This window comes from Methanogenium organophilum, assembly GCF_026684035.1.
Lineage (GTDB): Archaea > Halobacteriota > Methanomicrobia > Methanomicrobiales > Methanomicrobiaceae > Methanogenium > Methanogenium organophilum.
Map to the genome: position 1 here is coordinate 2,221,828 of NZ_CP113361.1, position 14,411 is coordinate 2,236,238.

The 14,411-nt window shown below is 42.7% G+C and carries 4 protein-coding genes; 1 reads left to right on the top strand and 3 read right to left on the bottom strand.

What is annotated here, in order from left to right; genetic code table 11:
• Position 1: 1 nt before the first annotated feature.
• Positions 2–664 (top strand): hypothetical protein, encoded by a 663-nt coding sequence (locus OU421_RS10985; RefSeq protein WP_268186136.1) that lies wholly within the window; start codon positions 2–4, stop codon positions 662–664.
• On the opposite strand, the gene OU421_RS10990 is transcribed toward OU421_RS10985, so the two are convergent.
• The 3 genes from OU421_RS10990 to OU421_RS11000 all read right to left on the bottom strand — a co-directional run bounded on the left by OU421_RS10990 (position 623) and on the right by OU421_RS11000 (position 14,379).
• Complete coding sequence (locus OU421_RS10990) at positions 623–2,707, bottom strand: thioredoxin domain-containing protein (protein WP_268186137.1); 2,085 nt, start codon at positions 2,705–2,707, stop codon at positions 623–625. The genes OU421_RS10985 and OU421_RS10990 overlap by 42 nt on opposite strands.
• A gap of 744 nt (positions 2,708–3,451) precedes the next feature.
• Positions 3,452–13,591, bottom strand: a complete 10,140-nt coding sequence (locus tag OU421_RS10995) for a Tc toxin subunit A-related protein (protein WP_268186138.1) — start codon at positions 13,589–13,591, stop codon at positions 3,452–3,454.
• Entirely contained in the window at positions 13,591–14,379 is a 789-nt protein-coding gene (locus OU421_RS11000; RefSeq protein ID WP_268186139.1) for a peptidoglycan-binding domain-containing protein, read from the bottom strand. Before OU421_RS11000 ends, OU421_RS10995 begins: the two co-directional genes overlap by 1 nt.
• Positions 14,380–14,411 lie beyond the last annotated feature (32 nt).

Below are 14,411 nucleotides of genomic sequence, written 5' to 3' on the forward strand. Positions count from 1 at the left end.
TATGACTGTCATGGATGCAGGCGGACTTTTCCGAAATTATGCGATTGATATTGTTCTTCTCCCCCCTCCCGAGGTGACGGAGGCTGCAATACAGATCAACAGAATGCTCATTGAAAAGACGGGGGATGACGCGATACGGCTGGATATGACAGATCGTATTCCTCATGTGTCCCTTGCAATGGGGTGCATACCCGGGAGTGCGCTCTCTGAACTGAACGTTCCTCTTGAGCGGCTGGCAAACAGGCTCTTACCGATGGAAATAGGTATTGAGGGGGCAGCAACGGTCGTCACCGATTCCGATGACCGTGTATCAGGTATTAATCTTGCAAAAGATGATTCGCTGTTTGTCCTGCACCGGAGTGTGGTGGCACAGCTTGCGGGCATTAAAAAGGAAAAGTGCACGCCGGCATCATTTATTCGTGATGATGACGAAGTCCTCACTCCTTTTACGCTGGGTTATGTCCCTGAGTATGCAAAAAATGCAGCATATGAGCGGTATTCACCACATATCACTCTGGGTAATGGTGATGTGACAACACTGGAAAACCTGCCTGTGCTGCCGGAAAACGCCACTTTCTCTACCCTTGCGGTATGCCATCTGGGGAATCACTGCACATGCCGATCAGTGCTCTGGAGTACAGATGCGGGGGGAAAACGCGTCTGAGGACCCACACTCATCAATATTCTCTAATTTTGTAAACGGCACAGAACAGGTGCCTCCCCTGCAGATGTAGAGTGTTGTTTTGCCGTCTATCTGTTTCATGGTTCGGGTGAAGGGTGCAGCGGTTGTGACAGCAGTGCTTCCATCTGCCACGATTATTGTCCTGAACGGATCATATTCTCGTTCGAGCGCTGTTAAAATGGATTCTATCCCGTTTTCTCCCGGGACTATGGCATATTCTTCGCCGGATGCTATGTGCATATATGCAGAGAGAAGGTGACAGTATGCTGATGGCGCACGCAGGATTTCAGGTGTGAAAGCGTCCAGAATACTGACTGCATCCTCCTCATAGGTTGTTTTGGCGGTGATCCGGGAAAGCATAACGAGAGATACGGCCGCCACTGAATTCCCTGATGGCAGTGCACCGTCATATGCGGTCTTCTGCCTGGTGAGAGGGATTTCTGCATCCTCAGCTGTCAGGTAGAATGCTCCCTCCTGTGCGCGGAATGTGTCATTCAGAATGGTAGTCAGTTCATATGCATGTTCAAGCCAGTCTGCATCAAAGGTTGTCTCATAGAGCATGAGATATCCCCAGATTACAAAGGCGTAATCGTCCAGCGCTCCCGCACCAGAGGTGAATTGTTTAAATCGGCTGTGGAGGAGTTTTTTTGAGTTACTGTCAGTCACATATGGAATTTTCGTAGCTGCCTGCTCCGCTGCACTGATATATTCAGGATGATCCAGTGCTCTCCCGGCGTATGCAAGCGCACCAACGCAGAGGCCATTCCAGTCTGTGAGTATCTTTTCGTCGCGAAATGGTTGTGGGCGAAGGTTTCTTGCTTCCATGAGTTTTGTTCTGATTTTTGTGCGGGCGTCTGAGGTATACCACCGGTATGCTGCATCCCGGGACGGAAAGGCCAGTGTCTGTTTTCCCGGCGGGGCGCAGGGGAGTTCCTGTATACAGTATTCTCCTGTTCTGAGATCAAATATGGCACGCACGTCTGCTGCATATTCTCCTGCCGCCTCCCGGATTTCATCGTCTGTCCAGAGGTATGAACCTCCCTCTGTGTTGTCACTGTCTGCATCTTCTGCGGAAAAAAATCCCCCTTCCTTTGCCTGCATTCCGGTGATGATATACTCTGCTGTGTCTTCTGCCACCCGTTTGTAGACTTCATTTTTCGTAGCACGAAAACCTTCAGTATAGGCCCAGAGCATCATAGCCTGGTCATAGAGCATCTTCTCAAAGTGAGGAATGCGCCAGTCGCGGGTGACTGAATAGCGGTGAAATCCTCCACCGATGTGATCGCATATGCCGCCTGTGATGATCGCATCCAGCGTCCTCTCTGCCATCCGGCGTGCATCCGGATTTCCGGTGAATTTCCAGTATTTCAGAAGGAATACAATCATATGGGGTGACGGGAATTTAGGTGCAATTCCAAACCCGGCATATTCTTCATCAAATGTGGCGGAAAGTTCCTTGAAAGCGGTATGCACGGTCATCCCGTCGAATGTTCCTTTTGGTGTATCTTCCGTCTGTTTACCCAATACCGTTTTGAGTTTCCCGGCTGAATCACGCACCCCTGCATGATTGTTCTGCCACAGAGTTTCGATCTCCTGAAGTATGTCAATGAGGCCCTTTCGTCCGAATTTTTTGTTTTTCGGGATATATGTTGCTGCAAAAAACGGTTCCTTGTCAGGTGTCATGACAATGGTGAGAGGCCATCCTCCTGTCCCTGTCAGTGCCTGTGAACATGCCATGTATGCTGCGTCGATATCCGGGCGTTCTTCCCGGTCAACCTTGATGCTGATAAATGAACGGTTCAGCATTTTTGCTACCTCTCTGTCTTCAAAGGATTCGTGGGCCATGACATGACACCAGTGGCAGGACGAATAGCCGATAGATAAGAATATGGGTTTGTTCTCGGTTTTGGCACGGGAAAACGCCTCTTCACACCAGGGATACCATTCAACCGGGTTTGTGGCGTGCTGGAGGAGATAGGGGCTGTGGGTACCGGTAAGGTGATTTGATTTCGGCGGTGGTGACATGGGTACTCACGGACGATAATTGGTAGGGGTGGATATAGCTCTTGCTGTGAATTGTGGCTATGCTGTTGAAGTAAAATATTTGGTAAATATCTTCATTGACGCCTTTACAAAGGTATGTAAATGGCCAGTGTTCAATGCACTTCATGGAATGAAGGTTATCGTTATTTGGATGCTCAAGGGACTTATCAAGGGTGATGAGTAGAAAATGAAAGAGAATCCGGCATTAACTGTTTATCAACTTCATTAAATTGGGCTGATTTGGGTTCTGAAGAAGATATGATACTCTGGAAGAATTCGACATGGAAATTGAAGAATTCAGAAATGAATGTGTAATAAGAGGTATCCGCGGTAATACCGCGAAGACCTAAACATATCAGAAGTCGTTCTCCGCTGTCGCCTTTCCTTTCGGAGTGTTCTCCATGCAATACAACAACCTTACGTGCTCCCGATATCCGGGATTATTGTATCTATGGTATATAAAAGTAACGGGTCACGAAATTTTCATCAGATATTTCGAATTACTGAGAGAATAAATTAAAACTATTAAATAAGTAGAATTGGATCTTTCCAAGAGAATTCTTTTAATCCCTTCGAATCGACACATCGCTACATTTCAACAAAATAAAAAAATTTAATCTTCACATCCTGCAAAAAATGAATACTTCACCATGTTTTTTAAAAGGAAATAATGCTTATTTGGTAAGATCTGTTTAATTTTTAGTATGATATTTGTAATTCTTCACCTCATTCAATGCTATAATTGATGATCATATAGGCATTTTTAATATCATCACTCTTCAATTTTCGGACTGGATGTTCATATTCTTCCTTTAATTGTATTTTCCAATCAAAAAATTTCCATTTACCTAAAACCGGCGTCCCTTGTGGAATATCACTCTTTTCAAAATGATGCACTCCCTTATCGATTTGATCCACAACCATTTGTTCAAGAGTCGAGGTGATCGTACCTGGAAGCTGCAGTTTAAACGAGTAAATATCTTCATGGGTGCTCTCAACAATTAGGTCCACCTTATTAAGCTTTGAAATTTTATTTCGTGCATAGAACGGAAGATGCTTGTTCTCTAGCGTAAATACCAGTTCTTGATCCGGTTCCTCAGAAGGATGAATAAATCGATACCACTCATTGCCAAATTCATGGTTCAGAATAATAAAAAGGAACCCAGCGTTGGGTAATACTAATTCTATGTTGGCTTTTGCAGCATTAACAAGATTATTATCTCCGGCCTCTGCTGTGTAGCGAATGTGCAGAATCACATCCGAAATCGTGGAAAAGTCAAACTGATTATTTTCTTTAGGTAGATTGATCTGCCATTCACTGACTACTCCGGCGCCTTCAAAAGGCAGATATCGATCATCGCTGAAGTTCAATTCAAAGACTCCAGCATCATTTTGGCCATGACTGGTAGCAATGGATTGAACGGGTACATTACCTCGAATAAATCGGGGGGTATCTGGATCCAGAGGATCTCCGTATCCACTCGTAGTGTCGTTTGTTATACGAACACCATTATTAGTGAGTGAAAGTGTGCAATTTATGCTGGTATATGGCCCTACCACACAGGGTATGGTAATTGAAACTGATTTTATCCTGCGTTGGTAGTGTCCGGGATAATCCATATCAAATAACCATTCCGGCAATGTTACCGAACAGTGCCCTTTCTCCTTCAACATCAACAAGCTAACCGGTTGAACCTGAGCTAGTGAGATATGCTTAATAATCTCCAATTGTCGTTTATGCTCATCGAGGTATGAGGTCTCCATACGATGTATGTCATTGGCTAACTTCTCTCCTGCAAGGAGACCTTTTTTCATACTATCCCAATAACCAAACTGAATAAATGAGGTGTCAAATATTCCAAGCTCGAACTGATAACATTTTTCAGCCTTCTTTGCCATATCATAAGCAAGCTGGTAGCTCTGGAAATAGACGGTAGCAAGGTTATTTAGCATCCAATTGAACAATTGCTGATTAGTGTACTTACTTCGCATGTATTCGTCAACTGATTTTGCGTGTTCGATTTGCAACTCTTCGTTTTCGAATTCTTTTTCAGTTATCAGATAACGAATTCGTGCAGCCTCAACCTGTTTTGCCAATTGTACTTTCTCTTTTTCAGCAAGTGTTTTTTGGAATTGGTTCTCATCATGACGTCTTGTATATCCCCCTTGAGTTTGTACCATTTCAGCAGAAGCATGTAAACAGCTTCCAAGACCATGGAAAAATGCCGCAAAAGCAGCAGATGCGTTGGCCATACTTTCACCACCATATTCGACAGTCAGAGTTGGCGTGCCACCAAATCCCGTTGCTCCTGCCTTAAATTTAGGAGCCAGATGAGAACTGGCAGCAACCGTCGAAGAAATTGTCGCTGCGATCTCTGAACCTATTCCTATGCCGTGTAACCAAACACCTGATACCTCAAAATCGTTCATTCGTGGTAATGATTCATAGTAAGTAATCTTTTTATCGAGCACTTCAATTCCTTTTTCAAAACCGGCCCATGCTTCTTTTGCCTCTGAAATCTGCTGTTTTCGGACTTCTCTTATAGCTTCGAGCGTATGTATCTCATGAGAAGAACGAAGGAGTGCCAAACTCTCTGCATCTTTTTTCTCTAAAGCCGAGAGTATTTTGTCACCAAGGGATTTTACTACATTACAAAACTCTAATGCCCTATGTGATAAAACTCGGAAACGGTAATATCCTTGGGAAACGGCAGTATCACTCAGTACACTGCTGAGATCAATTCCTGCTGCTGCTGCTTTTACTAGCAATGCTGGATCAATCGGTGGTTCGAATAATGGCAACTCACGGACAATTCCTTCAATATTCATGCAATGCCGTATATTGAACAACCGGCCTTCCACAGTATTCCAATACTCTAATAAATCATCGTTGTTTGGGATGCTAAAATAAAATATGTCAAGAGTTGGCAGGGGTTCAGTTTCTTTTCGGGGACGGAAGGGAGTCACAGGAGTGTCCGTAAAATTCTCCATTAATACTTCTACCCTTTTATTACCGAAGGGATCTAAATTACCGTCAGCAACCATTTCGTTGTACGACAGATCTTTGTGTTGAACGTTTGGAATCTTTGTTGGACGTGTGCCGAGTAGTTCGTAAGCCAGGATATAGAGTGTGGTGGCTTCGTTGAGGGATTCTATTGTATCCCTCCTGAATAATTGATCGCCCCAGGCAACGAGGTTGTCAATATACTTCATTACAACCATTTTTTGATATGCAATCGGTCGATAACGAGCAATTGAATGAGGTTTGAATGGATTGTTCTTCCATGCCCTTATTTGATCAAGGTTTGTATTGATGTTCTTAAGGAGATTTTCAATGCGCTGTTTCCGATAATCTTCACTGTTTTGCTCGAAGAAAGGTTTGGTAATCCAGTAGCGCTGTGGTACATTGAGAGCTTCTGTATTTGTGGGATCGAAGATATAGTGGAACCAACGCATTGCTTCCTCGAACCGCTGATTCTGGCTGAGCTTACAGGCAATCAATAGGGGAGCATGGAAAAATATTTCCCAGTTATATATTGCATATGCACCGTACTGGCTGAAATCAATAATATCACGCTCTGTTGTCGTATCCGGGAGGCATTTTAAGTTGGGGCGATAACTAGAGTCGAATCTAAATGTATTTGTTGGATAGAATGATTGCGGGAATAGCTGAATTCGACGGTTTAATAATCCATCTATGCCACTACGGTATAATTCACGGATGAAAAGGGCAGCATACGGGTGGTAAAAAGGATAGACGAAATATTTGAAATACTGGAATGTGTTGTTAGCACCAAGGATGGGCTCTTGCCATTCAGGTCTGATGAAGAAAATCCTCTCCCTATCTTGGTAGAAAAATGGAGTCTGCCCCCATCGTGTATCCGGAATTTCGCCCACCATCTTTCTGAGTAGCTGCACTTGATCTTTGGTTAACGAAAATTCACCGGCAAGCTCAGAAATAATTAATTCTCTGTTCTGATCTGTAAGTATTGAGAGTCGGTATTCTAAGAGCCGTTCTTCATCCTTGTTCAATGCTAAAGAATTCCCAATCTCAGAAATGTAGTTATTCCATGCCGAAAGTTCGAATCGAAAATTCTGAGGTGCAATAATTACTTCGAACGGCGATATGGCACCTTCTAGCACTGTCGTTGTTGAGTTGTTTTCTAGAATGTTCAACAGGCTCGTATTGCTCCTTAAACGATTATTTGTTAGACGAGAATTTGAATAATGCATTCCCTCGGGAAGCACAAGGCGAGGAGCGATCTGATATCTTCCCTCCATACGTGTGATGGTTTCACCTGCATCCCCAAAGTTATCATGAACGTATCGATAGGAATCGGTTGAAACTAGGTCTTCAGAAGCAATACCTTCGCTATTCATAATCCGATAAAAACCTGCCAATGGTTTCAGCTTGACATCTACTACTTCCCCATCAAATACAAAAGAAGAAGAATGCCAAGGAAGTGCCGTCTCATCGTACCTAAAAGCAGTAGCGTATTCTTTTACAATCTTACCTTTAACAATCTTGTAGGGATCATAGAATCTTGTGTTGTTGAAATATCGAGAAGAAGAAATGTAAATATCCAGCCATAATTGGTTCTTCAGGCTCTTATACCGTGGTTTTAAAGTGTACGAGAAGAGTGGGCGCTCCCAAGGATGAATGAGCTTCTGCTGGGAAACTTTCTTCGACGCCCATCCTCTCTCCTTCTTGACACTCCATGCGAGTTGAATCTCCAGCATTTTCGGTGGTTCTGGGGAATCAGCCGGTGCATCTTCATCTGTTAATGTTGCTGGAGGTTGCTTCTTTATTTTCTGGGGTTTTTCCGTGAAAATCAACCAGAATAAATAGACCTTACGATTGAAAACCACCGGAATAACGTGATCGCCGATGATATCCAACTCGATTTTCTCCCAGGCTGTCCAGATACCATAACTTAAATCAAACTGACGATAGTAATAAACGGCAGGCTGAGATCTTGTTCTGCCGATGACGTGAATCACATTGACATTTGGTGGTAGATCATCATTGGGATTCTCGTCATCCAATTCATGGTAGATGCCGATTATTTCAAGTCGGGATACTTCATGAACTTTTTCTAAATAATGTATATAGGCAGTTTCAACATTTTCATGCGTAATCTCATTCTGTAAAATTTCATTTTCCAATTCCTCAAAGAATGGCGACTTATCATCTCTTAGTTCTGGCTCGATCCAATTCTCTGGGTAGAGGAACACCTTTCGGTTTGCCTCCCATATTCTGTAATTCTTCATCCATTTCCATTGTTTCCAACTGTCCAGCGATACTGTGTCTTCCGACTCTTCCTTGGAAATTTGAACATAGGGTTTTTCAAGATTGAGGAAACAGCGCTGTACAAACATCTGTATCGAGCCGATCGCCTGTTTAATTCGAGAAGTTAACTGGCAGGCGCTCATATCGACATCTATCAGGAAATAACGCAATAAATCATTAGAATTCTGCCAATATTTCGGATTCGCATAATTTTCATTGTTAAAATATATTTCCTCTTCTTCTGTTCTCAGAGAACGTTCAATCAAAAAATTTACTAGTGCATATTGTTTACTCTCGCGTAATTCGTCTTGAAATGGGGTCAGTATTGATAGCCAGGTACTATAATCGTGTTTTGATTTTGCAACCTGTTTTATCTGTTGAGCTGAATGGAATTGTATGTCTTCATCACATTTCGCCCAGTTTAGAATCGTACATACTTCCACCCCAAGCCGTTTAACCTGGTTGAAACACCTTTGTAGACGGATATATATGTCTGGATTGGCATAATCAGAAATTTCGCCAGGTTGTATTAGTTCTCCATGTTGAAGCTGCCACTCTAAGTGTAATGCTTTCAGGTCGTCCTCTTTCCAAGTAGTCAGTTTGCTTATGGCTCCAAGTACATCCTCGATACTCGGAGTATTATCTGCAGCCAACGAGAAGATATGTCTTAACGAAACCTCTTCTGGTTCGGGATATTGAGACCTGAAATGTAACCATTTGTAAAGGGCCAACCACGGTTGGAAGGGGGGCTGTACTTGCGTATCCGCAATTGGCAGAGTGTTAAGATCAAGCAACTTAAATTGTTCAGATCTTGTCAATAGCCATTCCAGATCGTATTTATCCTTTATTGCGTGCCTCTTTACAATCAGCGAGGCTTTATGCAATAGATAATAGCTATTGTAGATATCCGGGTAGTTTATTGAAGTAATCTCAGTGAGGTACTCATTATTACTGTCCCTCTCTGTTATTTTATCACCTGACAGGTGATAGATTACTTTCCTTTGAAGGGTTAGATTCTGCACGAGCAAGCGCGCTTGGTTGTCGGTCAATGAGAATGACGTGGCTATTTGGGATATTATTTGACCCTGTTTTTGAAGGCGATCCTGCAGGTTAATAGCTTCGAATAATAAACTGGTCTCTTGTGTTCTATCGCCCCCCTCTGTAGGAGCAAGTGTTGATACGAAATCAGCAATCGCCGATATAATTTGCTCAAGATCCTGAAGACGCCCATGGGAGCTGACTTGTTGCCAACATAATAAATCAAGCTGTTCGAGAACTGACTGTGCCTGGTCGTCCTCTAAAGAACACTGCGCGGAAATTTGAGAGATAATTTCTTCCTCTTTATGAACGGATATACTTTGCAAACTATCTCTCAAAGACCTGATAAACTGGGTTATTACCTCTTCCCGCAGACCAAACGGGGAGTCTGGCTGATAATTTAAAATGTAATCTATTTCTTGGATCAAAAATCCTGACTTTTGTACCCATTCGTACAACTCGATAAAATTAAGAGTCTGTTTTGGTGAGGCAAATACATCCGCCACTCCTGACAGATCTAGGAGAATCAGCAGGTCTTTTACTGGTACATTCAGCCCTCTCGCGAGATTGACATGATTGTAAATAAACGAGAGATTCGCAAGATCAAGACTATCATTAATCCTCCCCATAAGTGAACTTAATTCTGTCTCGGTAATGGAGAGCGCAGCAAGAATAGTTGATTTATGTTCTGTAAGTTTACCTTGTCCTGAAAGTGTTAATTGATAGGTGGGATCGATTGGATTAATGATAGCAGGATTTTGGAATAAATTGATATAAAGGGGCTGAATAATCTTCTCTGGGTCTCCTGGTTTCGCCCGTTCTTCGGTATTGATCTGGTTAAAGAAACTCAAGACGGTTTCGAATGGAAGCCGTAACTTTTCCTGTAATTGCTTGAATTGTTTCAATCGTATCAATGTATCCTTGTCAACTTTACCATTACCTACTCTGTCGGAGCGAATTAGGAGGTCTAACTCCCACATCTCCCAGCCTGTCTTTCGCCACAAGCGAAGAAAACGGTGTATCTTGTCGAATTGTGTGGCAGAAAAATTTTTAATATAATGTTTATCCGGATCGCAACTTTCAATGGGTCTTCTTTCGATATTCAGTTTTTCAGCAAAGACAGCAGTAAAGATAGCAGGATTGAACCATTTAACGTCTATGAGTTGCAATAATTCCTGATAATTTATTTTGGCGTGATTAAGGAACTTGGAAACCTTAACTTCGGAAACCGATGTGTCGAACCCCCAGAACAAATCCAGTTTTTGCGTATTTTCAAAAGGTGTTACAATTATACTCGTTTCATGCGGGGATATCCCCCAAAAATCGCCTGCAATGTTTAGATCTAAGGGAAATGTATTGCTACCCTTTGGGGCTTGGAATGCTTCCATCAATTCATACCGGCTGATTCCCAGGTGCTGAAGAAATATGCGCGATTCTTCCTGCCAGAGGTCAAATGAGATATTCATAGGGTAATCGGCAGTTCGTAGGATATCATATGCCTCTTTACAGATATTTTCAGGAAAAGCCCGCAATTCCTGCTTTGTTCGTGTGGTCTGGGGGTTGAATGTTACTTGCCCATTATTATTCGGCTCAATGACAGCATTTTCCAAAATTTCACACACAAGATCGATATAGGGTAATGGAGTGTCCGTATTCTCACAATTCAGTTTTATTTCTCCTATATCTGGACGACGCTCGAAGAGTTTATTCTTGACTGATTTTCCATCCTCTTCGGAATCCTGATTTCCGAGGAATCGTAATAAGTCGGTGAGATATGCGGGAGCGCCGTATACGGATTGGCAATGCTTACATTCACAAAAATCCAGTGAACCAAAGAGTGTTTCAAGGTTTGGGATATCTTCCAAGTACTCAGAAAATTCTTCCTTAGTGAAGGTATGATGTGCAACAGCCTGTGGATTTGTCCGATGTAATTCAAACCGATATTCGGCTATTCTAGCTAAAACCTGGGCATATTGAAACTCAGCAAAACCATATATAGTCAAAGCAGTACGCTGGTTAATGCCATTCCTTTCTAATATCCCAACAAATCTCTCTTTGCCAAGTGATACGATCTGAGCAGAACTATGAATTTTTTCATCCAATAACACGCGGCCTACGGCTGCACTAGGTGCAATACGATGTACTCTTTGCATGACCCTGGCTTCAGTACGCACGTATTCTGGAATATCAGGACGTTTTTCCCTGAAAAACGTATCAAGGTTGGTAGTGCGAAGATCAAAATCCGGGTGCGTATCGAGAAAATCAATTATCGTGTCGATATTGGATAAACCATGTTTATTGCTTGTTTTTATTGCAGCGGTAAAGGCAAGAGCAGGGAATAGTTTTTCGCTCTGACTGACCAATATGGCTGCATAATTATTTTTCTTCTTCTCAAGGGTACTACCATCAATCCACTCTGGGAGATCAGTATCATTCTCCTCAATCAACTCTGTCCATTGCTTATGTGTCAGTTTCACCAGTTGCCTTGGGATTATATTTTTTGATTTCAGAAAGGAGAGCGTAGGTTCATGGTTTTTGGTAATGTAGCCGAGATTCACGGTTTTCTCGAAGTCCTCCACCGCCATTGTTCCGCCAAATTCATTGGCACGATCTTTAAGATCAATCCAGAAATTATCATTAAAATTTTTATGCTTTACAAAGGTATCAGCAATTTTACTATAATTGATCCGATCCACGAGAGATATCTCAAGGAGGGATTTGATACTTCCATTTCCAATGAGGATGGGCTTTTCTAGAGTATAACTTTGTTTGAGAGAGGAAAGGGCTGCCAGAATTTGCTCTTTCTTCTGGCTTATTACAACAGGGATGAAATTTTCTTTTATTGCAGTATTTAAGGCCCGCGTTTGAAGTTCGGTTTCCATGAAGACCAAACCATTAACGGTCTGATCAACCAATTCCTCAATTTTGGTCCATTCTTCTGTACTTCCTAGTAAATCGCTTGGAAGAGTGGAGGGCAGACTTTGTCGAATGAAAGCATAAATCGCTTCAGGAGATATTATTGGACTATCCAGCTTTCTATAGATGTGATGCGAGAGCAACAAACGCATCACATCTTCTTGGGATTGTCCTGCATTTAACGCTAGGTGGGTAATATCCTGTTCATTTTCGGTTTCCTGAATATCTTCAATGGATGTATCATTGAGGAATCTATTAACCAATTTCATCCGCACCTCGTATTCAGAAGTGCCACGGTAAGGTTCATTCCCTTCAGTAAAGTTGATCCAATCAATGGCTGTGGGATTGAAAAGGACTTTACTCTGGAGAATCTCGTTATTGTTCTCATCAATTAATTTTATCAATAAGTGGAAGGGCACCTTGATTTGACCAGTTACAGGATTACGCGGTGGATCATACATTACGTTGAAAAAACCATTATGTAAAGTAGTTCTCTCTGCGAGAAGCGTACCCTCTCCACGTAATGGTTTTTCCCAAACTTGTACTGATAGTCCGGATCTTCCTTGCCAGAGATCATCTCGGACACACCCTTTAATCAGGAAAGGATATTCACCTACAAAGGCTTGTGGATTTACCTGCTTTATCTGCTGGTTGAGTGAACGTTGTGTCATCCGGTCTGCGTGGCCATTTACTGGCAGACCATTATCACGTTGGTAATTCAATACCGCTTGTCGCGTCGTTTTACCAAAAGTGTTGGTCTTGAACTCTTTTTCATCAATCTTATGACCTAGATAAGCCAGAATCATCTGGAGATTGCCAACATGCTTATTGGTCATGTTCAGACGCAGAATCCGTTTGATTGGGCTAAGGTTATTCGCCGATTTGACCTTCAATGTCTTCATCGGGATTGGGCGACTGGCCGCTACAGATATCAGTCGTTCGTATGTGGCTACGTTCAGTTCACCAGTCGGTTCCAGTTCATATTTTTTCTGGAAAGCAGTGATGACTGCTCGGGTGCTATGGCCAAGATCTTTTCGTTTTAATTCATCTGGATCAATCTTGGAATCAAGTTTAGCAATGTGGTTTACACGCAAAAGTGTTTGTTGCAGGTGGCCGACTTGGTTTTTCGTGGTGAAATGGGCCTTGAGTGCCTCTTCCGTGAGCCTGTTGACTACATCCTCATTTAACTGGCCATCATCGGGTAGCCCCACTGTCCTCTGGAACTGTCTGACAGCTTCTTCAGTGCTTTTCCCAAATATGCGGCTTTTTACTTCACTTGGATCAATAATCTGGCCCGCTTGTTCGAGAAGAGTATGAATTTTCTTCGTACGGGTTTTATTTCCCGCAAAATAGTTATGCTCCAGTTTTTCCTTTAACTTTTCAACAGTGTTTGGTGATAGTTTACCATCCACCCTTAAACCGGCTTCTTCCTGGAATTTTCTAATGGCAGCTTTAGTAGTATCCCCCATTTCATTTTTATTCAGCTCTTCAGGAGCAACTTCCAACTTCAGCTTTTTCAACGCTGCTTGCAGACTTGCAACATCATTTTTACTCGGATTTTCCCATTGTATGCTCAATATTTTTATTGAGCTTAAGGTTAAAGCATGATTTGGTATGGGCATTAGCGGCACTCCCCTTCTATTAACATCAATCTTCCATCATCTGTGTTCAACTGAATATCCAACATCCTAGCCTGATTCAATGGAGTACTATCCTGACGATCGGCAGTTTCACGGGCAGCGGCAGTTTTCTTCTCACCAAGAAACGGTCCCAGATAGTCTGTAAGGCATTTGTATTTAGTCCCTTGAGGCTGAAGAGAATCGGGAGCAACGAGGTTCATGACTTCATTTTTATCTATATTGAAAACTGGTTTGGAAAGATTGACACCTTCTCCCTTTAAGGTGACCGTAACTATTTCGATTTTGGCCGCTCTTATAAGTGTAGACACTGTCGCTTTATCGAAGTCCCTCGATTGCGGGATTTTTCGTTCCACCTGGAACTGCTTCACCGCATTTTGCGTATTAGGCCCATAAAATTGCTCTTCCTGCTCGTTTTCCGATATGGAATTACCTAGGTTTAAAAGCATTTCATGCAGTGCCCGAACCTCATTGCCTCTGGCATTCGGAGAAAGTAAGCGTGGTGACTGTAGGTTTTGCGGTGTTGCTATGCCGGTACCGGATTCTATCTCACGATTGATGAGAGTCGCTGTCCTTTCGGCCACTTCACCGGTCGGTTCGAGCCTATGATTCTCCTGAAAGGTAATTACTGCCGTTCTGGTCGATAACCCGAACCTCTGGGTTGCACTTTCTTCCTTATCTATAACTAATTCAAGTGATGATAGAGCCTGCTGCTGATCACCCGCAGCAGGGCCCTTCATCCTCAGTTTTAATGGGAATATAAATTTGTTCATGATAATCCCCTTCAAATCATTTTCATCTGTTC